This is a genomic window from Senimuribacter intestinalis (genome assembly GCF_943192965.1).
Taxonomy (GTDB): Bacteria; Bacillota; Clostridia; order Peptostreptococcales; family Anaerovoracaceae; genus Senimuribacter; species Senimuribacter intestinalis.
In genome coordinates, this window is the sequence record NZ_CALPCF010000004.1 from 62852 (window position 1) to 84784 (window position 21933).

Consider the following 21933-nt stretch of genomic DNA (forward strand, 5'->3'; position numbering starts at 1 on the left):
TTTGGCATTATATATGCAAATATTTTTGCATTCCGGCGCCTTTTCTCAACCTTTAATCCCATATTTTTTCAATTTATGCTGCAAGGTCTGCCGCTTAATATGCAGGGCTTCTGCGGTCTTCGAAATATTTCCACCTTCGGAAATCATTACCTCTCTGATAATTTCCTTCTCCAAATTATCAAGATACTGATCAAGCGGACCTTTCCGATCCCACTTTTCGACATCAGCGCCAATTGCATCTACCTGCATCGGCATCTGCAACAGTTTTTCTGTCAGCACGTGTTCCCTGTCTGCCATAGCGACCGACTGCATAATAATATTTTCCAGTTCACGAACATTGCCCGGATAATTATAATCACAAAGACGCTGCAGCGCATGTTCCGATACCATCCAGACCTCTTTTCCAAAGCGTTCATTGTGCTTTTCCAGCAGTTTTTCTGTCAATACTGGAATATCTTCAAGGCGGCTGCGCAGCGGCGGAATGGAGATATTTACTACATTAAGCCGGTAATAAAGGTCCTTTCGAAGTTTGCCTTCTTCTATGAGTTTTTCTGGGGGTTCGTTGACCGTAGCAATAATTCTCACATCAATGGGAATATCTCTGCTTCCACCAACTCTTCTGATATAATCCTCCTGCAGCACGCGCAGCAGCTTGCTCTGTAAATCATACGGCATGGAGTTGATTTCATCCAGCAGCAGAGTGCCGCCATTAGCTTGTTCAAAGAGCCCGGCTCTATCCATCGCCCCGGTAAATCCGCCTTTTGTGGTTCCGAATAAGATGCCCTCAAGCAAGGATTCCGGCAGCGCTGCGCAGTTCTGCGCCAAAAACGGATTTTGCCTGCGAGCACTGGCATAATGGATACTCTGCGCAAGAAGCTCTTTTCCTGTCCCTGTTTCCCCATAGATAAATACCGATGCGTCGTTGCCTGCCGCCCGCTTTGCCCGTTCCAAAACCGCAGTAAACAGCGGACTGTTTCCGATGAGGTCATCAAAAGTATACTTTTTCAGCTTCGGCCTTGCCTCTTTAGGCTTTATCTCTTTTTCCCGCAGCTGCAAAATGGTATCGCTCATGGAACGAATATTGGTTACATCTCTTGCAACTTCAATAGCTGCAATGGTTTTTCCTTCATGGATTACAGGTACAGTGCTGTTAATTGTTGCGATTTCCTTTCCATATAAGCTGGTATATGACTGTTGTTTATTACGGATTTCAACGTTTTTCTTTAAAGCCTGATACATGGTGCTTTCTTCCAGCTTTACACCGGGAAACGCTTTTGCAAAAGGCTTTCCGATGACATCGTCAATGCGAATCTGCTCCATGTCCGCCATAATTTGATTATAGAACATGCCCACGCCGTCTGTGTCTACCACGTAAATCCCCATGTCTACGAGATTGATCAGCGCTTCCAGTATTTTTTTATATTCCTCTGCGGTCAAGTCTCCGTACCTCCTGCTTTATTCTCTTCTATTTTACACGATTTCCTGCACAAGTGCAAATTTTTTTGCAGAAAAGTTCAACTATAATTTATTTATACTTTATCCCGTATTCGTTCAGCTTTTTATACAGATTCTTCTTGGCAATCTGCATTTCACCTGCTGCCTTTGCAACATTGCCCTGATGCTTGTTTATGATTTTTATAATGTATTCTTTTTCAAAGGATTTCGTCTGCCCCCGCAGTGAATCATCCGGCTCGCTTTGCTGAAAAATATCCTTTATCTCTTCCGGAAGTACATTCACATCTAAACTTCCTTCGCCAGAGAGTACAACCATTCTTTCTATCAGATTGCGAAGTTCTCTCACATTGCCGGGCCAGTCATATTTCTGAAGGACTTCCAACACCTCTTCATCTATGACAGGCAGCGGCTTATTCATTTCTCTTGCATAAAGGGACAGGAAGCTGCTACATAAGACCGGAATATCCTCCAATCTTTGCCGCAGAGGTGGAATCTCAATAGGAATAATATTAATTCTGTAGTATAAATCCTTGCGAAAGCTATTCTCTTCAATCTCCTTCTTCAAATCTCTGTTCGTCGCGGCAATTAGCCTGAAATCACTCCTGATTGTCTCATAGCCGCCTACTCTTTCAAAGGTCTTTTCCTGCAGCACTCTGAGCAGCCGCGTTTGCATATTCGGACTCATCTCTCCGATTTCATCAAAGAAAATTGTTCCGCCGTTAGCAATTTCAAAACGACCCTTTTTCTGTCGCTCTGCTCCTGTGTAAGCGCCTTTTTCACTGCCAAACAATTCGCTTTCTATCAGATTCTCATTCAGCGCCCCGCAATTTACGCATACGAAAGGTTTGTCCGCACGACTGCTGTATCTATGTATCATATTTGCCAGAATTTCTTTTCCCGTGCCGGTCTCTCCGGTAATCAATACCGCAGAATCCGTTTTACCTACAATTTTAGCTTTCTCTCTGAGTGCTTCTGCTGCCGGGGATATACCGATAAATTCACTTCCCATCGAAAAGGAAGCTAACCGGTTTTTTAAGGTCTTATTCTCAGCCTTAATATTGGAAAGCTCTGCTGCCTTTTTTATATTGGAAATCAATTCCTCAATATCTGCCGGTTTTACCAGATAAGAAAAAGCTCCTTCCTTAACAGCCTCCACTGCTCCAGAAATTGATCCTTCAGCAGTAAGCATAATGACCTCTGTGTCCGGCGATTTTAGTTTTATTTGCTTCAAAAGCTCCATACCATTCATCTTCGGCATGATGATATCAGAAACCACCACAGCGATATCCTCTTTACCGATAACCTCTAGCGCAGAATGCCCATTCTCACAGGGCATAACTTCAAATCCATTGAGTTCAAAGATTTTCTCATAAAGTTCCAACAATTTCCTGTCATCATCAACCAGCATAACCCGTGCCATGATATTACGCCTCCTTTCTTTCTACCGGAATTAATACAATAAACTCAGTGCCGCCGTCTTTAGGCTCACGCAGTATAATCTCCCCTTCCAATGTATCGACAAGACGTTTGGTAATCCAAAGTCCGATGCCTGTTCCTTTTTCTTTCGTTGTCAAAAATGGTTCAAAAACCTTTTCCTTTGGTATAACTTTAATACCATCTCCATTATCTTTAATTCTGATAAATGCGTTATCAGCCTTCCTACAGCACTCAATCACAATCTCGCCTTCACAGTGTACCGCCTGAATCGCATTTATGATGATATTCTGTAGAATAACTTTTATTGCCTCCCTGCCATTTGAGTTTACATAAAACTCCTTATCAATTTCTTTTTTTATAACAATTCCTTTGCCGATAATCTCTTTTTTAGACAACAGCAAAATTTGATTTACCAGAGTTCCAAGATGTATCATCTCGCTGCCGTCTTTGTCCCTCTTTGAAAAATCCAGCAGAGTTGAGATTACATCTTCCGCCTCGTCGACCCCTTTTTGAATTGCAAATATTTCCTCCGATTCCTTCGCCTCAGTCAGTTTTAAAATATACGCAGCGCCTTTGATCCTCGCAAGAATATTCTTTAGTTCATGTACAATTGCAGCAGCCAACTGTCCTACTCCTGCCATTTTTTCAATCTGCTGAAGTTCCTTTTCCTGAAGAACTGTTTTCGTAACACACTCTCTGGACACTACGATTTTGATGACCTCTCTATCCTTTAAAATCGGATAATACTGATTCCTATATGCTTCTCCGTCCACTACCTGCTGTTCAGAAAAAGGCTTTCCGGTCGCTACTACTTCTGCAATTCCATTTTTTAAATTATCCCGCGGTATCGTGACAAAATCCTTAGACTGCATGTTGACAGTTCCATCTATGTCTGCAATCATGAGCGTCTCTTCAATGGCGTCCAGAATTACTGTAATTTCACGGTTCTTGTCGATGAGACTTTCTGTATAAGAGACAATATTCTCGTTCATCATCCGCAGCGCCTCATTGAGTTTGCAAATCTCATAATTACCGCAGGCCTCTTCTTTTTGAAACTGAACAGTTGAATAATTTCCTTCGGAAATTTTTTGCGCCTGATTTACAAGTCTTTTCATAGGTCTTGAAAAACTAAAATATAAAATCAACGCAAAAATTACTGCAAGAATCAGATTGATCAGCACTACAACCATAATGCCTTTCAGATTCACAGTATAAAATGAACTAAAATCATCTATGCCGATTTCTGTAAAAATAACGCTGTCTGCACCTTCCACCTGCGAATAGATGAACATGCGCTGCTCGCCGTTTTCCTCAAAGTATTTAATTCCCGAACCACCGCCGAGAACGCCTTCTTTCAGCGCCGCTCGCCGTTCTTCTGACAATACATCTTCAAAAATGTTTTTCTCCAGCGTTTCACCCTGCTCTGCAGTCAAACTGTCATAATCAGTATGGTAATACACCTCTCCGTTATTTGACATCCAGCACAATTTTCCGCTCTGTCCTAAAGAAAACTCTGTAAAATACTTCTCTTTCATTTTTTCAATGGAAAGATCCAGACAAATCACGCCAAACAGTTCGCCATTTCGATCATATACCGGCTGGGAACAGGTTATCGTCCATCCTGTTCCCAGATAATCATAATAAGGTCCTGCCCAGATTGCCTGATGATCTGGATTATACTGATTTGTCGCCTGTGTATAAAAGATATCGCTGACCTGACTGTGGTCACTGGTAAAAAAAGCGTTGAGGTCACCATACGGACTACACCGCAAAAGATTCCCCTTTGTTACAATATAGCACCACGAAACCTCTTCATTTTCTATAATCTGCGCAAAATAACGGTCCAACCTTTCCGTCACGTTGATTTCATAAATCAGTTCATCTGACAAGGGCGCAATGTTAGGCACAATAATATTGCTCTGCTGACTGCTGCTCTTTGTGCTGTCCTTTTTTCTAGTCATCGTGCCGGTTTCTGTCATCACATACTGGCTGCTCAGCGCTGCCGAAGTATCCTGCGAAAGCGCCTCCTCCATATATACGCCCATAACTTCTGCTCTATTTTGAATCCGATCGAAAGTAATGGCAAGAAGGTTCCCTTTCTCCTTTGTCATTTCCAGCAGGCTGCTCTGTGCGTATTTCATAGCGCCGTTCTGACTGCTTTTCTGCATATATACAGTAAAAATCATAACAGAAAGGATATTAAAGATTAAAAAAATCAAGATGATGTTCACAGTAAGTGATCGCTTCCTCTTTCTCATGGGGTTCTCCTTACCTCAAGCTGGCAGCAATTTGATGATTTGATTTATTATAACATAAGCCCGAGATATTCCCCGGGCTATGTTATCATTTTGCTTTTCCTATTTTTGGAATATCAACGGTTCAGTCTTAGCCTCCATGCCGCAGCTCAGCGCGTGATTTCATTTGCTTCTTCTTTGGTGACTGTATCTGGACTCAATACAACCGGCGCCCAATCCAGCGGATTTTTCTTTTGCATTGCCTTTGCATAACCCCAAAGCACAACACCGACCGCCGCATACACTGCCAGTACAATCCACTCTGCCGCACCCATTGCAGTGCCATTAGTCCAAAGAATCCATATGCAAAATACGATTCCTATAACGCCAAGCAGCATGCCGGCAGGCGCTTTATATGGTCTTTCCCACTCAGGATGCGTTTTTCTGATTCTCATGAAGGAAAGCGTCACCATCAGATATACTGCACCTGCTGCAACGCCATAAATTACGTATATGTAATTTACCCATGCCTCCGGCGCAAAAATCGTAAAGTAGATGGACAAAATGCCTACAACTAGATTTGCAAACTGCGGCTGTCCATGCTTGTTTAACTTAGCAAATCTTGCAGTAAACTGATGCTGCTTTGCTGCACCATAGAGGATTCTGGAAGCAGAGAGCCAGAAGGAGGATAGCGTAGTAATACAGGTCAAAACGCCCATAACGACGAGAAGAATCCCCAGCCAGTGAAGTCCTAGATGATCTGCCACCATAGGGTCTACAATGCTTACTTCGCTAATCCAGTCAAGGGATACGATACCTCCGATTGCAACGACCGCCAGACCATAAACCAGCACTGTACAACCTAAAGATCCTACAAAAGCTTTCCAAATATCCTTTTTCGGAAAGTTTGCCTCCTCTGAAAGCTGCGGAATCAGGTCAAATCCTACAAACTTCATGATTAAAAGACCGATTCCTGCAGTATACCCAGCGGCTCCGTTTGGAAACCAGTCAAGATTTGCAAAGCTCCACTTTCCACTTGCAATAAAAATAACATCCGCAGCAACGGCAATTACCAGCGTACTCCAAAAGAACACATTCTGCAGTTTGGTAAGCAGCTTCAATTCAAAGTTGGTTAAGAAATACCAGAGCACCAGCAGCACCGCTGCAATGATTTTTATTTGTGTGGTTGTAATTGGGAATAAGTATGCCAGCATAGAGGCAATTCCCATCGACACCGTAGGCATTGCCATGATATAAAGAAGCATAATCATCCAGCAGGATGCAAAGCCGGTGTTAAATCCGAAAGCGTTTGTAATCCAGATATTCTGTCCGCCTGCATAGGGCATCATAGAAGTCATTTCAGTATACATAAATGCCAGCGGTAAAATCAAGATTGCGCATGTCAGTAAAGAAAGCGCTGCTCCTGCACCACCGATTTCAAACCAGTACTTGATTTCAACCATCCACGCTGCAATCATGCCGCCGGCAGCCATAGCAACCATGCCGGACAGTCCTATTTCTTTTCTCAGTCCTTGTGTTTCCATTTTTCTCTCCTGTTACCTATGAGCTATAAGTTCTTCTCAATGAGTGCAATTGTTTCGTCCGTGGAAAGTACATCGCAGTAAATAACGCTCATAATTTTCAGTTCTGCATCATGCAGCTCCATGCTGCCTGCTGCACATGCATCTTCTACACAGATTACTTTGTAACCAGCATCTGCAAGTCCTCTTACTGTAGACGCAACACACTGATCCGTTACAATTCCGGTTACAATCACGGTTTCCACGCCCATAAACTGCAGCAGCTGCAGATAGTTGGTCCCCGTAGTCACGCTGTCTGTCGTCTTATTTACGACAATTTCGTTCTCAAGCGGCGCCAGCTCATCAATCATCTGCGCTTCATAGCTATTCACAGGAAGCAGCATACCATTCCAGCCTTCAGACTTCTGTACCGGTGATCTGTCTTCGCCGTCTTCCCGCAGGCAGGCGATTCTTCCATAGGTCACCGTCAAGTTATTCTTTCTGAAAAATTCCAGCAGCTTTTGGTTGTTAGGAATTACAATTTCATCCAGTCTGTCATGGAAAGGAATCCATCGTTCCCATTCCCCTGCCGCCTGAAACTGCAGCGCTTCGCCGCAATCCCGCCGAACAAATTCGTTTTGCAGGTCCACCAGAAGCAGCGCCGTTTTCTTTGGATTGATTTCAGGTTCACATACTTCCCCAATTGTTTCGTAGTAGAAGTTTAGATATTTTTCTTTGACTTTCATTGACTATTCCTCCTTGTCAGAATCTTTTTTCACTTTATCATTGCGATTTTCGTGCCAATGACTCCTAGGAGAAAAATATTATTGAAATTTCAACGTTATCTTCGCTTATTCCTCCTTTTTCCACTCTACTGTCCAAACCGACTTGTCACCTTAACGTAAAAAACTCGCCTCAGGTTTTACCTTTTGGTAATCCAGTTCCGGCGAAATTCACGCAAAAGAAAAAGCGCATATATACAACGTATATACACGCTCAGTAAACTTTTCTCTATTTCTCTGTTTTCACAATGCAGCCCTTCTTGTACAAAGCAATCCCATACTTCAATATAGGTCTATAGCCATCGGCAATCAGCGGTGCTGCATAGCCCTGCGTCTCTATCTGTGCAAGCGCTTCATCGCACTTTGTTTCCATCTCCGCAAAGGTCTTTGCAGCCTTCAATTCTATAATAATTGCTCTGCCCATAAACTTTTTTTCTTTAAGGATCAGGTCAGGTCTGCCATTTCCACTTTCCCGGTTGGATAGAATCGAATAGCGTCCGGTGTTCTTCAGAAGTCCGCTCAAAAATCCATGATAATAGCTCTCCGCATAGTCAAAGTAACTGATAGTGTCCATCAGCTGGCAAGAGATAAAGTCCGCAGCAGCCTCGCAGTCGCCATCTTCTAAGGCTTTAATCAGAGGGCTTCTGTCTATGCGCTCAATCTTTCGGTCGAACCACCCGACAATAGATTGCCTGTAGATAGATCGAATTTCCTTATTTGGAATGGTCATTTCCAAATAAATGGTTTCGCCTTCAATTCTCTGACTTTTCATCTTCAAATATCCTGTAAAGAACAGGAAGTTCCACAGATTGTCTCTGGAACTGTGAATATCTCCATAAGTGATTTCTTCATGAACTGGCTTTTCAATGGTTCCGCCGTCCATGAGAATTTCCAGTTCTTCTCGGGTAATATCGTCAGCGTCTTCAACCAGTTCTTTCACAATGCCATTGCCCGATGTGTTTGACCAGTACGGTCTTGTTGCGATTTGCGCACCCGCCTTTGCATTGCTGGCATAGCTGAGAATACTCCACGGATTATAGATTTCCGTATTTCCAAACAGATAGCCATCGTACCATGCTTTTGCTTCTTCAAACCTGTCTTCCAGATTATAATATGCCAGCATATTCTGCACTTCCGCACCGGTAAAGCCAAAACAGCTGCTGTATTTCGGACTGATAATGGAGTGAATTTCCAGATTATTAAGCCCCGTAAAGATACTTTCTTTACTGATTCTAAGGCAGCCGGTTACCACACCCAGTTTCAGATACGGATTGGTTTTCAGGGCTGACTCAAACAGCGAACGGATAAATCCAATCATCTCATCGTAGAAACCTTGAAAATATGCATTTTCTAACGGCACGTCATATTCATCAATGAGTATGACAGCTTCCCTGCCGTGATAGTGATACAGACACTCTGACAAAAAACGCAGTGCGTCAATATATAGGGCAGGTTCCTTGCTTTCTCCAAGAATTGCCTGATATTTATCTCGTTGGGTGGTATCCATTGTCCCATCAAGGACATACCGGTGCCTCGAAAACTCCGCAACGATTTGCCGTTTCAGCATTGTATATGACAAATCATAATTATCCTGCTTCCCTGACTTGAGTGATAAAGTAATCACCGGATACTGCCCCATGTGTGCAAGGTAGGTTTCTCCTGCTCCCATTATGGCAAGCCCTTCAAAGAGACCGCGATTATCTATCTTCTCACCTTCCGTCGTTCTCTCATCTTCAAAGAAACGGCGTACCATGGAAAGATTCAAAGTTTTTCCAAACCGGCGCGGTCTTGTAAGCAAGGTCACTTTGCTGCCATCCAATAGTTCCTGTATCATCATTGTTTTATCCACAAAATACAGGTTCTCTTCTCTAATCTCTTTAAAATCCTCAAATCCAATAGGGATTCTCTTCTTATCCATTCGCCATCTCCTCCTCGTATCTATAGTATACGTGAAAAATTGTAAATTCACAAGCAGACAATAAAACAAATTCTTTTATCTGCCTTTCATCTGTTTCTACCACCTTTTTTCGACACATTCCTTGCTATTTTGACCGTTTTATTGTATATTGGTATTTGACAATCTAAAACTTTGGAGGACATTCATTATGAGAATTAGAAAAGAACAGGACTTTGACGAAAAAGACATCGAAATGATTGCAGACGTGTCCGATGCACTGGCACATCCCGTTCGCCTGCGTCTGTTCCGCTACATCATGCAGTGCAACAAAACCATGGAAAACGTATGCAACAAAGATCTTGTCGCAAATTTCGACTATGCACAAGCCACCATTTCTCAGCATATGAAGAAACTGGTACAATCCGGTCTAATTGAAGTGAAAAAACAAGATAAATTCTCATATTATTACGCAAATCTGGGCATACTGATGCAATATATCAATGTGACGAAACGGTATTCTGTCATATAGGGGGGTATTCCCTCCCGCCCAGTGCAGATATCCGCCTTACATCCATTGATGAAACATAAGGCAGGAGGATGATGCACCTATGCGAAAACTTTCATCTATACAGCTTTTGTCGGCAGGGTTTGCCGTGATTATTCTGACAGGTGCACTGGTTCTTTGTCTGCCGGTCTGCACAACAAGCGGTGAATCCACGCCCTTTATCGACTGCCTTTTTACTTCAGCCTCGGCGACCTGCGTCACCGGTCTTTCTCCGATGGACATTTATACTCATTGGAATTTTCTGGGTCAACTTATCATTCTGCTTCTGATTCAGATTGGCGGTCTTGGATTTATGGGGCTCTCCATGGCGCTTCTTTATTTTTCAGGACATAAAATCAGCATTTTTCAGCGTACCACATTGATGGAGTCTATGGGCAGTCTAACCATCGGCACTGTTACCAAGGTGCTGCGCACGATGACACTGGGCACCCTCATCTTCGAAGGTGCCGGCGCCATTGCTCTGGCATTTCGTTTTATCCCGCTCTTTGGAGCTGCGCAAGGTCTGTGGTTCAGCATCTTCCACGCAGTCTCCGCGTTCTGCAACGCAGGCTTCGATTTAATGGGTATCTTTACCCCCGGTACATCTTTACAGCATTTTTCAAAAGACCCACTGGTGCTTCTAACCACTACTATACTGATCATCACAGGCGGCATCGGTTTTATCGTCTGGCGTGACTTCATCGACCATCGTTTCCGGTTCCGCACCTACACCCTGCACAGCAAAATTATGCTGACCTGTACCGCAGCTTTGGTTATATCCGGCTGTCTTTTATTTTTGTTCTTAGAAAGCAATACCACACTGCGCTCCCTTTCCCTCGCAGAAAAATGGATGAACGCTCTATTTTTGTCGGTTACCCCGAGAACAGCAGGCTTTGCGATTTCTGACTACAGTGATTTTTCGCCGGCGGGCAGAGTCCTGACCATGTGTCTTATGGTTATCGGCGCCGGTCCTGGCTCCACTGGCGGCGGTATCAAAGTTACCACATTCACTGTTGTTCTGCTCTCTATCGTTTCCCAAATTTTTCGCAGCAGAGATCTATCTTTGTTCCAGAGGCGACTGCCCGAAGAAGTACAGCAGCGCGCCTTCTCCAGTATTTCATTTTACCTGATTGCAAGTATTTTCTGTACATTTCTGCTGCTTCTTGCGAATCCCCTTCTGGAATCTGAATACGTACTTTTTGAGGTACTATCTGCCCTTGGTACAGTAGGTCTTTCCATGGGAATTACGGCAGAACTGGGTGTATTTTCGAAGGCGATACTCATTGCGCTGATGTATCTTGGCAGGCTGGGGAGTATTGCTGTCATCATGGTAATCAGCAGTCATAGACCTGCCCACAGGCTGCGGTATCCTAAAGAGCCAATTCTCATCGGATAAGCGGTACAAAAAATTCAAACAAAAGGAGACAACTCATGCGTTCTATTTTAATTATTGGACTGGGCAGATTCGGTCGTCATCTGTCCATGCGTCTTTCTGAACTGGGAAATGAACTTCTGGTAATCGATCAAGACGAGCGGTGTGTCAACGAAATTGCACCCTTTGTCACTGCTGCCCAAATCGGTGACTGCACAGATGAATCAGTGATCAAAAGCCTCGGTGCAAGCGAATTTGATCTTTCCTTCGTCTGCATCAGCAACAATCTGGAAACTTCTTTGATTATCACCATGATGCTGAAAGAACAGGGCGCAAAAAAGGTGATTGCCAAAGTCAATCAGGATCTTCATGCTAAATTTCTTCTTTCCAACGGAGCCGATGCCGTCATCTATCCCGAACGTGACATGGCGCTGCGCACCGCTATGAAATACAGTGCCGCCAGTGCCTTTGACTATCTGGAACTTTCTTCTGATTACGGTATTTTTGAAATTGCGCCGCCAAAGTCCTGGATTGGACACAGTCTTAAAGAACTGGAGATACGAAAAAAATACCGCCTCAATGTCATCGCTTATAAAGAAAACGATGTCATCAAGGCGGTAGATTCCCAAGATTTTATTTTTAGGGAAACCATGCACCTGCTCATTGCCGGAGAAAAGAAAAGTTTTCAGCGGTTTATCGGGAAAAATGTGTGACAGAGTTTTTTCGCAAAACACGCAGTCCTTCTCCGGTAATCTTCGTCCCCAGTCTGCCCTGATGTACCTGTACCAGTCCCTGTTCCGCAAGTGTTTTTATGATAAAACGTACTTCCTGCTCTGCCATACGCGTCCCATTCGTGAGAAGGAATTCTCTTACATTCTTTCGTCCTGCTGGCTGTCCTTTTTCGTTTATCTTTTCAACCGCAACCAAAACCCGTCTTTCGGTTTCACTTAAATGGAAGGCTGGCACTTCTTTCATTTTAAAATTTCTGATTCCCTGCGGTATGTCAAGGACTGAAATTCTCTCATCTGACAACTGATACATATATTCAATACAATTATGCAGCTCTCTAACGTTCCCCGGCCAGTGGTAAGCGGTCAAATATTTCAAAATCTTTGGCGCCAGCTTCTTTTCTTCGCCAAATTCTGCGAGAAAAGCTGTTGCCAGAATCGCAACATCCTCTTTTCGCTCTCTTAACGGCGGGAGCATCAAAGGTAGTACGTTGATTCTGTAATACAAATCCTCCCGAAATTGTCCCTCTTCAACCAGTTGCAAAAGATTTTTATTGGTCGCGGCTATGACTCTCACATCAATTTTAATAACCTCCACTCCGCCAATACGCATGATTTCTCTTTCCATCAGTACACGAAGTAATTTAGCCTGCAGTACATAAGGAAGTTCGCCGATTTCATCAAGAAAAATAGTTCCCTTATCCGCCAATTCAAAAAGCCCCAGCTTTCCCCCCTTTTTTGCACCTGTAAAAGCGCCCTCCTCATATCCAAATAGCTCCGACTCGAGCAAAGACGGCGCTAATGCTGAACAGTTTACCGCAATAAAAGGCGCGTCTTTTCTGTCAGACTCATTATGGATCACTTGTGCAAAAACTTCTTTTCCTGTACCGCTTTCTCCTGTAATCAAAACCGTACTTGAGCTTCTTGCCATTTTTACTGCTGTTTTCTTAGCCGTTTTGATAGCAGAACTGTTCCCCAAAATATCACTCATATTATACTTTGTAATATGGCCTTTAGGAATCAGCTTGGAGCGGAGTTTATTTCTCTCGTTCTCCATCTCCATATATTTTTGTCCCAAAATTACAACGCCAGCCAAGATACCTTCACTGCTGTAGATACCATATTTATTGATCACATAGCTAACGTGATTGATAGTAACCATCTCATTTGTCACAGACTTTTTCCCTGATAAAATGTCCCGAATATGTATCTCAGGAAAAACTTCTCTGATATTTCGGCCTAAAACTTCCTCTTTTTTCAAGGAAAAACTTCTCTCGCTGGCCTCATTATATTCAGAAATATAGCCCGCCAGATCTACAGCGACAATGCTGTCATTGGTAAACTTCAAAATCGTCTGCAGCTGCTGCTGAATATCACCGGAATCTGTAAGCATCTGATTGATTCCATAATCAGTATAAGCCAATTTTCTCTTGTAATGCTCAAGAATTTTGTATAAATGTACACCGGGCAACTTCAGCATCGCGCCTATATCTGCAATTGTAGACAGATCCATAACGCGATCCCCGATATCGATAATTTCCTGGATGAAAGACGGAATCCTCTCTGTCTTACCTGCAATGACTGCGGTTTTTATATTGCTGAATTCTTCCTCGTAGCGAGAATATGTATTATAGGGAATCAACTTTAGATTTTTAATCCCCAGCTCGTAAAGTTTTGACACACATTCCACTGCAATTTCATGAAAATTACTGACAAAGAGGATTTCCTTCTCGTTATTGATTCCTCTCAATTTGTCAAGTCCCTCTCTGGTAAACGTCCGCCGCATGACAATGGTTTCCACCTGATTCTTATTCAGCTGTTTAATATGATCATAGAGAATATTTGAAGACGTCACTATCAAATCACCATCAAAGTCAAAATTCCCAGGGTTATTCTCAATATAATAATTTTCAACTATTATACTATTACCAAAGATATCTTTCAGATACTCGCAATAATATTCACTGATTCCTTTATATAACGCCACTACCATAAGTCGTTTCATTTCCATTTCACCTCCTGGCATTTTGCCCCATCCTCATTTTAATTCATTATACAATAAAACATAAAACACCGCAAAAGAAGATGATTTCTTTTGCGGTATCGAAAAACTATTGTAAATATTATGCGTCCTTCTCCTGCAGTTCTTCTGTCTCCTTAAAGATGGCAATCCCTGTGCAGGCATAAAATACTGCGATTAGAGGACAGAGAATTGCAAGAAACGCGTAAGGGACATATTCGAGTACTTCTACACCCAGCACTCCTGATACAAAAATCCCTGTGGTAGACCATGGAATCAGGAAGGTAAAGATCGTACCTCCATCCTCCAGTGTACGCGACAGCACTCTCTTTTGTACACCTTGTTTTGTATAAGCATTTTTCATCACTTGACCCGGCAGTAAAATTGCAATATACTGGCTGGCAGTCAGAACCGTTGTTACAAGACAGGTTGCTAACGTTGTCAGCACCAGAGATCTTGGACTGCGTATAAACATTTCCATTTTCTGCAGCATTACTGACAGAACGCCCATTTTCTGCAGCATCTCTCCAAGTCCCAGGGCAAGAAGCGCCAGAGAAACCGTACTCATCATTCCCATTACACCGCCTCTGTTCAGCAGTCTGTCTACATCTGAATTTCCGCTGTCAATAGAAAAACCATTGCCAAGGGCGTTGAGAATCTCCTGATAATCGTAATGTCCTCCCTGGAAAATAAATGCGGCAATGGTTCCAGCAATAGCGCTCAGAAGTAAGGCGATCAGCGGCGGCATTTTTAAAAGAGCTAATACAATCGTCAGAAGTGGCACAATCAAAAGAATTGGACTGATTGTAAAATGCGCCTCTAATGTTCCGTTAATTGCATCAATTACCGATGTATCCATCGCATTTCCATCAATGCTAAAACCGATTATAGTATAACCCACAGCAGTAAGAATCATCGCCGGAACAGTCGTATAAAGCATAGAATTAATATGACGGAAAATATCCGTTCCTGCCACTGCCGGTGATAAGTTCGTCGTGTCTGAAAACGGTGACATTTTATCACCGAAAATGGCGCCGGAGACTACCATACCCGCTGTCAGCCCTGGATTAATATTAAGTCCTAAGCCAATTCCCATAAATGCAACACCTAAAGTCGCAATTGCCGAGTAAGAACTCCCCACAAAGAAAGAGATTATACAGCAAATAAAGAAGCCAACAACCAGAAATACTTTTGGTGAAAGAATTTCTAATCCATAATAAATGATAGTCGGCACAATTCCCGAAATAATCCACGAACCTATTACAGTCCCCACCGTCATCAAGATGAGGGCTACCAACACTGCACTTTTACAGCCTTCTACAAAAAATTTCTGCAGATCTGTTTTATTAAAACCGCTAATCAACGCGATAATGCCAATAGCAATAATCGCCAAAATAAATACTACGTGGGTCGAAATTTTCAATACAACAAATCCGCCTATTAGAACTGCAGCAAGCGCCAGCATCGCTGCCGTAGCTATTCCCATCGAAACTTTTTTCTCTTTAACATGTTCCATCGAATTACCTCCTTTACTCAAGATAAATCACGTCTGGCATCTTTTCAATTTTTCTTTCAAAAGACATGATTTCTGTCAATGGTAAATTATTTGCAAATCCTGCCTGGTCAATTTTATTGTATTCCTCATACATTTCTGCAATTTCTATCAGTTTTTCTGCAAAATCATAAGGAACTACTACAATTCCGTCACTGTTACCTAAAATCAAATCTCCCGGGCAGACAACGCAGCCTCCGCAGCACACAGGAACATTTACATCCCCTTTAAAGCCGAAAATTTTCGTTGTCAGGTTGGATTGTCCTTTGGAAAATACCGGAAAATCTTTTTCCTTGATTTCCTTTGAATCTGTATTCGGTCCATCTACTACGACTGCTTGTAACCCAAAGCGCTTTGCAGTCAGCGTAGTCATCTCGCCCCAGCATGCATGGCGCTTTTCGCCCTGCATATCAATTACCAGAACATCTCCGGGTTCCGAATAAGTCATCGCCTTATATACCATGGTCGAATCCGTTGCCGGAATGCGCGCTGTTATAGCGCTTCCCACAACGTATGTATCCTTACTCTTATCCAAGAGCGTGATATCATTATTCATGAAGCCAAATTCCAGTGCATGCCCCAACTCACTGGGGCTAATCTGCCTGAAACGTTCTATCAGTGCATCAGGAAGTCGTCTTACTTTTGTATTGATAATGTTCATTTTTATCGCCTCCTATTATTTATAATAATCTTCCAGAAACTCTATAATTCTATCTACACTTCGCAATACAATCTCCTTGCCCTTTTCTGCAGTTCCCTTTGTCGCGTCACCCAAAGTTCCGGTGTCTGTGTATTGGTCAAATTTGATATACTGTTTGAACTCTGGGAATTTATCTTCAAACAGTTCCAGCGTACACACCGATTCCTCTTCGTGAACCAGTTCCGGGGTCAGGTATTTCAAAACTGAAGTCCCCGCTTCGCTGGCGTGACCGTGCGCCATCACGCCTGTATAATCACAAACACCTTCACAATGAGGCTGTATAAAACGCCACCAGTCCATAGATGCACAGCGAATCTGATATTTATCTTCCAGTTCCCAGCCCAGCTGAGTTATCATGAACACATTGCTCACGTGGGTATTGAGGAAGAAAATCTTCTTAAATCCCCAGCGAATCAGACTCAAGCACACATCTTCCAGATATCCTTTAAAATGCTCCGGCTTAATCACCATTGTCCCTGGAAAAGCCGGCGTCAGTAAGGATAAAGAATCTCCCATCTCTATAGTCGGCGTTACCAGAAGATTCAATCTATCAGCTACCATATCAGCAATCCGATCCGCCACGATTGCATCTCCTCCCATCGGCAGATGCGGTCCATAAACCTCAATGGCGCCTGTCGGAATAATAACTGGCTTCTCCCTGTCCAGTTGCTCAAATTGCTTCCAGCTCAGATTTCTCAATCTCATTGCAGCTTCCTCCTATTTCACATCATATAATTCTGGTCTTCGGTTGTGATAAGTCGGCACTTGCTGCCTTACTTTCTTCTGATAGTCCATATCCAGCATGCCATACATAATTCCTTCCTGGTCCGATGCTTTAGATACAATCAGTCCACATGGGTCTGCAATGCAGCTTCTTCCAAAAAAATGACTGTTGTACTGGTTCAATGCAACAACATACATCAAATTATTCAGCGCCGCCGACTGCACCAAAATGTCCCACTGATCATGGCGCGGCGTGTAAAACGCAGATGGAACAAAGAGCACATCAATATCTTTCAACGCCAGTGTCCTCAGATAATCTGCAAAACGGAGTTCGTAACAGATTGCTATGCCCACCTTGCCAAAATCAAATTCAAAGATTCCGATCTCATCCCCTGCATCCACGGTATCGGATTCTTTTGAAGAAAACGCATCAAACAAATGAGTTTTACTGTAATCTCCAATCAGCTGCCCTTCTCTGTTGATGCAAAGACATGCGTTCAGAAGTTTATCCCCCTTAATCAGCGGATAGCTCCCTGTAATGATATTTACATGATGCTTCTTTGCACATTTTGAAAATTCCTGAAAGAATTCTGAATCCAGGACTTCTCCAATCCAGGCTCTGTTCTCCTTTGTCGGATTTGAATAATAAAGCTCAGGAAGACAAATCACATCAAGTTTGTTATACCGTCTCACGCCCTCTTCAATCAAGTTCAGTGCACGCATCAAATTATCATGTTTGTCATCGGTCATGCCTACCTGCACACCCATTACACCAATTTCATGTTTCATAAAATCCTCCATATTTAGTTTGTTCCAGACTGTTTTGCAAAGTACTTTACAGACGTCTATAAATAAGAGCAAAAAATATGCCAAGATTTAACTTTAGAAAAGACGTTGAAATTACAGCGATTACAAGTTATAGCATCTGTATACCGTTTTATATTTTTATTTAAACTGTATCCATTTTATATAAAATGTTGAAATTCCAATATTTTATATGTATCCTTTTATGGATTTCTATGAAAATTCCCAATTAACTTCATCCCACAAAAAACTGCCGCATTATCAACCATTTCCTATAATGCAGGCAGTTCCTTCTCGTATTTTTATATTATCCCAGCAGTATCTTCACTGCATAATCCAAAATGCGCGGCGTGCGCTCATACAAATCCTCTTTGTATACTCTCTCCGTCAGTTTATGGAAATCCTTTCCCCACGGACCGATGTTAATCCCTGCCATGGAAACAGCTTTAATCTGCTCGAAAGGAATATCATAGTACGCACCAAAGAGCGGCATAGCACCTGCCACCGATTCCCGCTGGGCTGTCGGATCGTCAATATTGATGTAGCTCAGATCGCAGATTCCGGTGTAGAAATACTCTTTATCGTAAATTTGTCCATACTCTTCTTGTGTATATGTGGATAACTTTTCGCTCAGCCCTGACGCTTCCTCTGCAATCCCATCAAAATACACATTAGATACGTTTGGATAATACGGCGGAAGTAAACCGTACACAACTCTGGGGGAAATATCCTCAATATAATCGTAGATTTTCTCAATGAGCTGGAAGTTCCCTTCAATCATATTGATACGCCCTTCCGCAAGATCCCGCAAGATCCGCTCTCTTTCCATTTCGTAAGCCTCTTCAAAGACTGTCCCGTGCTGGGCTTTTGCCTCTTCATAAAGTTCTCCAAAACCTACAGTCTTCACCTTCCAAGGCAGCTTCTTTACCGGCTGCCCCGTAGCAGCTAAAAACTTCTCATAATTCTCGTTAAGCCGCTCAATTACTGTCAGAAATCCGTCTTCACAGACCTTCTTTACCTTGCCTAAAAGCTCCGCAGGCGTTTGCTTTAAAGTCAGAACGCTAAAACAACCTTGTGCAGACAACGGCATAGAGACATCATAACGATCTTTACTATCCTTTTGATATAGCCAGGTTGGCGGCGGCGCCGCTTCTCCGTCTACTACATCGGCAAAGTCCATGTTAACTTCCGTTTTCGCCACAATTTCCGACAAAACGGATACCGGATTGAGTCCCTCAAAGACTTTCCCTGCATGAGATAAAAATCCTCTCACATAGACAAATGGCATCATTTTTCCCACTGTTCCCTCAGAAAAAACACCTTTGGAAAAATCTTTTCTCTGATGGGGCTCGCTGTTGATCATCATCAGATATTCAAGCCCCTGCTTTTCCTTTAGTTCTGCCAAAAGCCGCACCGCAGCCCGTATACCGGCAGAAAGGTTTTCTTCATCAGGAACGCCAAGAACGATGACATTTCCCTCAAAATTCGCAAGTTTGCTGTATTCCTCTAAAAGTGCGTACTGGATAGCGCCTCCCGCCTTCATATCACAGCCGCCTCTGCAGAATACAAAGCTGCCAGCTTCCAGATCCACCAGCGCATCTTCCGGCAGCATATCTTTATGATCTGCAAGGGCTGCCGCAAGTTCATCAGGTGAAAAAGCCAGCGGCTTGAGCAGTTTATAATCTTCGATATCCACAATATCGTAATGATGTACCATGGCAACAGTTTTATTCCCTTTTCCCCGTACCATAGCCCAGCATACATGCCTGCCCAGCGGGTCATTTTCTACAGGATAAAGACCCCAATTGTCAGGATGTTCTTTGAAATATGGAATTTCTCCAAAATGCGCAGTGAAAAATTCCTCTACCAGCCGCTCGCCAGAGGTATTAGTAAAACTTTCAATTTTTACATATTCATATAGTATTTCTTTGATCTTTTCGCCCAGCAGCGCAAAATCCAAATTGTGATTTTTCATGGATATTACCTCGAAGCTCCTATTTTCTGCATACTGGGCAGGTCAGACAGGTCGGTCCGCCGGTACCACGGTAGGACAGCTCTTTTCCTTCGTAAGTGTAAACCGTTACACCTGCGTCTTCGATTTTTTTCTGAATCTCCGGACAGCCTGCGATTAAAACGCATTTTCCAGGTTCCAGCGCCAGCAGGTTGGTTCCCAGATAATCGTATTCTTCATCATTGCATTCGATCAGCTGTATGCCCTTTTCGATGAGATATTCTCTAAAGAATACCGGCATGTACTTGGAATAAACAACGGCTTTATCTGTGTCCACAAAACTGATAATGCTCATCAGGTGGAGACACGCCTCTTCGCCGTCACCGTGGGGCATTGGAATCACAATATATTCATCGATAAAATCCTTTGTCAGCTCTTTGAACTGGCGAATGCCTTCATCATTAGTTCTATACCCCCTGCCGATCGCTACAGTCTTTTCATCAATCCAAAGGACATCGCCGCCTTCCATTTTTCCCGGCGCCTTAATGTATCCTAAAGTCGGCACCCCATGCTCTGTTAAAAAAGCTTCTGTCGCAAGGCGCTCCTCATTTCTAAGTTCTTTTCCCATCGGAAAGTAAATTGCACCTTTTTTCGTGACTTTGAGGGAGTCATGGGTGTAGATAGAATCAAGTCCGGTTCTCTCGTCATAAGGAAGATAATAAACATTTTCGACATTGTCTTTGATGATCTTTTCAAAGACCTCGTACTCCTTAAGCACCTTCTCATAGTCTGGACACCCGAAATACTTGAATTTTTCCCAATTCTCGTTGAGGTTTTCCTGACTCACAAAAGCCGCTTCCGGCCGTTTAATTAAAATTGTGTCAATTTTTTTGACCATACTCTGACATCCGTAATTCATAATTTCCTCCATTAACATAAATTATTTTAAAAAAAGGGAATGCATTTTCACACATTCCCTAATTATCACATAAAACTATGATCTTTTCAAATTTTTAAGAGTTAATATCCTCTGTACGCCTTGTGATCTGCTTTGAGCTTCGCGAGCAACTCCTTATCGGTATAAAGCTTTGCCGCTAAAGTCAGCAGATAATTCGCTGAATTTTTGATCGCCTGATGGGTTCCCGGGCAAGTCATTTCATCTGCAAATTCCTTGGTATGGGGATCGTAATTCTTACCAATTCCCATAACCGGATGAAATGCCGGACAGCGATAATCGACATTGCCGATATCTGAGGAACCTGTCATGGCAGAGGATCCTTTTACAAAGTCTATATCCAGATCGGTAAAGCAGTCTTCCATAATCTTCTTACCAATTTCACTGATATGCAGTTCATGGAACGGCGCACCGACCAGAAACATCTCAGCTTCCGTCCGAGTCGCAAGAGCCGCCGCTTTTGCGCAGTCTCTGACCCACGCTGTAATATCATTAAGGTCTTCCCTTCTTGGCGCTCTGGTTATAAATTCAATTTCCACCTCATCGGGAACGATATTAGAAGCAACACCGCCTTGCTTAATGAAGCCATGCAATCTAGCTTCCTCTATGACATGTTGTCTCATCATATCGACTGCGTCCATAAACAGTCGTGCCGCATTGAGGGCATTTCTTCCCTTTTCCGGTGCTGCTGCCGCATGAGCTGGCGCGCCGTGCCACTTGAAACCCAGACCATCTAAGGCAATAAATTTAACCTCTGCCGTATTAAAGCCGCCCATGTGAACCATGGCTGCAAAATCATATCCATCGAAAACACCCTCATCCGCCATATAGCATTTATCACCGTTGACTTCTTCATCAGGTGTTCCGATAATATCTACGCCGAAATCCAGCTGATCCTTTACCTGATTCAGCGCCAAAGCCGCAAGAAGGCTCGCACTGCCGCTGGCGCAGTGACCGCAGGCATGACCTAAACCCCGCAGAGCGTCATATTCTGCTAAAAGCACCATTCTGCTTTCCTTTTCAGGATTGATAATCCCTTTAAAGGCTGTATCTAATCCAGCAAAAGGATACTCCACCTGAATTCCGTATTTTCTCAGCAATTCTACCATTTTGCGAGAACTATTATACTCTTCCGACCCAGTTTCCGGATTTTCTGCCATATAGTCATTGACTGCAATAACTTCTTTCTCAAAGATGCGCACCTGCGCAAGCAGCAAATCTCTAAACTCTTTTTCCTGCATTTTAGAAAATCCTTTCTT

The 21933-nt window shown here is 43.0% G+C and carries 17 protein-coding genes; 3 read left to right on the top strand and 14 right to left on the bottom strand.

The features are described from left to right. Nucleotides 1-45 precede the first annotated feature (45 nt). The 6 genes from NFR88_RS05130 to NFR88_RS05155 form a co-directional block, all read right to left on the bottom strand. Complete coding sequence (locus NFR88_RS05130) at nucleotides 46-1437, bottom strand: sigma-54 interaction domain-containing protein (RefSeq protein ID WP_251613984.1); 1392 nt, start codon at nucleotides 1435-1437, stop codon at nucleotides 46-48. Between the two features lie 88 nt (nucleotides 1438-1525). Next, nucleotides 1526-2875: a sigma-54-dependent transcriptional regulator gene (locus NFR88_RS05135; protein WP_160200960.1), complete on the bottom strand. Its 1350-nt coding sequence runs from the start codon at nucleotides 2873-2875 to the stop codon at nucleotides 1526-1528. Nucleotides 2876-2879: 4 nt separating this feature from the next. Beyond that, a complete protein-coding gene (locus tag NFR88_RS05140) occupies nucleotides 2880-5150 on the bottom strand; it encodes an ATP-binding protein (RefSeq protein WP_251613987.1) in 2271 nt (756 codons plus the stop codon). A 146-nt stretch (nucleotides 5151-5296) separates the two neighbouring features. Further along, a complete protein-coding gene (locus NFR88_RS05145; RefSeq protein ID WP_251613990.1) occupies nucleotides 5297-6670 on the bottom strand; it encodes an APC family permease in 1374 nt (457 codons plus the stop codon). A gap of 23 nt (nucleotides 6671-6693) precedes the next feature. Then, the gene (locus NFR88_RS05150; RefSeq protein ID WP_251613993.1) at nucleotides 6694-7392 is read right to left on the bottom strand and encodes a cysteine hydrolase family protein; all 699 of its coding nucleotides are present in this window, start codon (nucleotides 7390-7392) and stop codon (nucleotides 6694-6696) included. 265 nt (nucleotides 7393-7657) lie between these two features. Then, nucleotides 7658-9346, bottom strand: coding sequence for an AAA family ATPase (locus tag NFR88_RS05155; RefSeq protein ID WP_160200964.1), 1689 nt, complete (start codon nucleotides 9344-9346; stop codon nucleotides 7658-7660). A 187-nt stretch (nucleotides 9347-9533) separates the two neighbouring features. On the opposite strand from NFR88_RS05155, the gene NFR88_RS05160 reads away from it, so the two are divergent. The 3 genes from NFR88_RS05160 (at nucleotide 9534) to NFR88_RS05170 (ending at nucleotide 11954) form a co-directional block, all read left to right on the top strand. Then, nucleotides 9534-9854 carry an ArsR/SmtB family transcription factor gene (locus NFR88_RS05160; RefSeq protein WP_160200965.1) on the top strand — a complete coding sequence of 107 codons (321 nt, stop codon included), beginning with the start codon at nucleotides 9534-9536 and terminating at the stop codon, nucleotides 9852-9854. Between the two features lie 79 nt (nucleotides 9855-9933). Continuing rightward, nucleotides 9934-11265 (top strand): TrkH family potassium uptake protein, encoded by a 1332-nt coding sequence (locus NFR88_RS05165; RefSeq protein ID WP_161908758.1) that lies wholly within the window; start codon nucleotides 9934-9936, stop codon nucleotides 11263-11265. A gap of 35 nt (nucleotides 11266-11300) precedes the next feature. Further along, nucleotides 11301-11954, top strand: a complete 654-nt coding sequence (locus tag NFR88_RS05170) for a potassium channel family protein (protein WP_161908759.1) — start codon at nucleotides 11301-11303, stop codon at nucleotides 11952-11954. Here the strand turns inward: NFR88_RS05170 and NFR88_RS05175 are convergent. The 8 genes from NFR88_RS05175 to NFR88_RS05210 form a co-directional block, all read right to left on the bottom strand. Further along, nucleotides 11935-13974, bottom strand: a complete 2040-nt coding sequence (locus NFR88_RS05175; RefSeq protein WP_161908760.1) for a sigma-54 interaction domain-containing protein — start codon at nucleotides 13972-13974, stop codon at nucleotides 11935-11937. The two genes, NFR88_RS05170 and NFR88_RS05175, sit on opposite strands and share 20 nt — an antisense overlap. 118 nt (nucleotides 13975-14092) lie before the next feature. Beyond that, on the bottom strand, nucleotides 14093-15505 hold the full coding sequence (gene nhaC / locus NFR88_RS05180; protein ID WP_251613996.1) for a Na+/H+ antiporter NhaC: 1413 nt from the start codon (nucleotides 15503-15505) through the stop codon (nucleotides 14093-14095). A 13-nt stretch (nucleotides 15506-15518) separates the two neighbouring features. Further along, entirely contained in the window at nucleotides 15519-16202 is a 684-nt protein-coding gene (locus tag NFR88_RS05185) for an RraA family protein (protein ID WP_251613999.1), read from the bottom strand. Nucleotides 16203-16217: 15 nt separating this feature from the next. Beyond that, nucleotides 16218-16946, bottom strand: coding sequence for a creatininase family protein (locus tag NFR88_RS05190; RefSeq protein WP_161908763.1), 729 nt, complete (start codon nucleotides 16944-16946; stop codon nucleotides 16218-16220). 12 nt (nucleotides 16947-16958) lie between these two features. After that, entirely contained in the window at nucleotides 16959-17753 is a 795-nt protein-coding gene (locus tag NFR88_RS05195; protein ID WP_161908764.1) for a carbon-nitrogen hydrolase family protein, read from the bottom strand. A 322-nt stretch (nucleotides 17754-18075) separates the two neighbouring features. Beyond that, entirely contained in the window at nucleotides 18076-19743 is a 1668-nt protein-coding gene (locus NFR88_RS05200) for a M20/M25/M40 family metallo-hydrolase (protein WP_251614002.1), read from the bottom strand. Between the two features lie 19 nt (nucleotides 19744-19762). Next, complete coding sequence (locus NFR88_RS05205) at nucleotides 19763-20638, bottom strand: dimethylarginine dimethylaminohydrolase family protein (protein WP_251614005.1); 876 nt, start codon at nucleotides 20636-20638, stop codon at nucleotides 19763-19765. A 101-nt stretch (nucleotides 20639-20739) separates the two neighbouring features. After that, the gene (locus tag NFR88_RS05210; protein ID WP_161908766.1) at nucleotides 20740-21915 is read right to left on the bottom strand and encodes an amidohydrolase; all 1176 of its coding nucleotides are present in this window, start codon (nucleotides 21913-21915) and stop codon (nucleotides 20740-20742) included. Nucleotides 21916-21933: the final 18 nt, after the last annotated feature.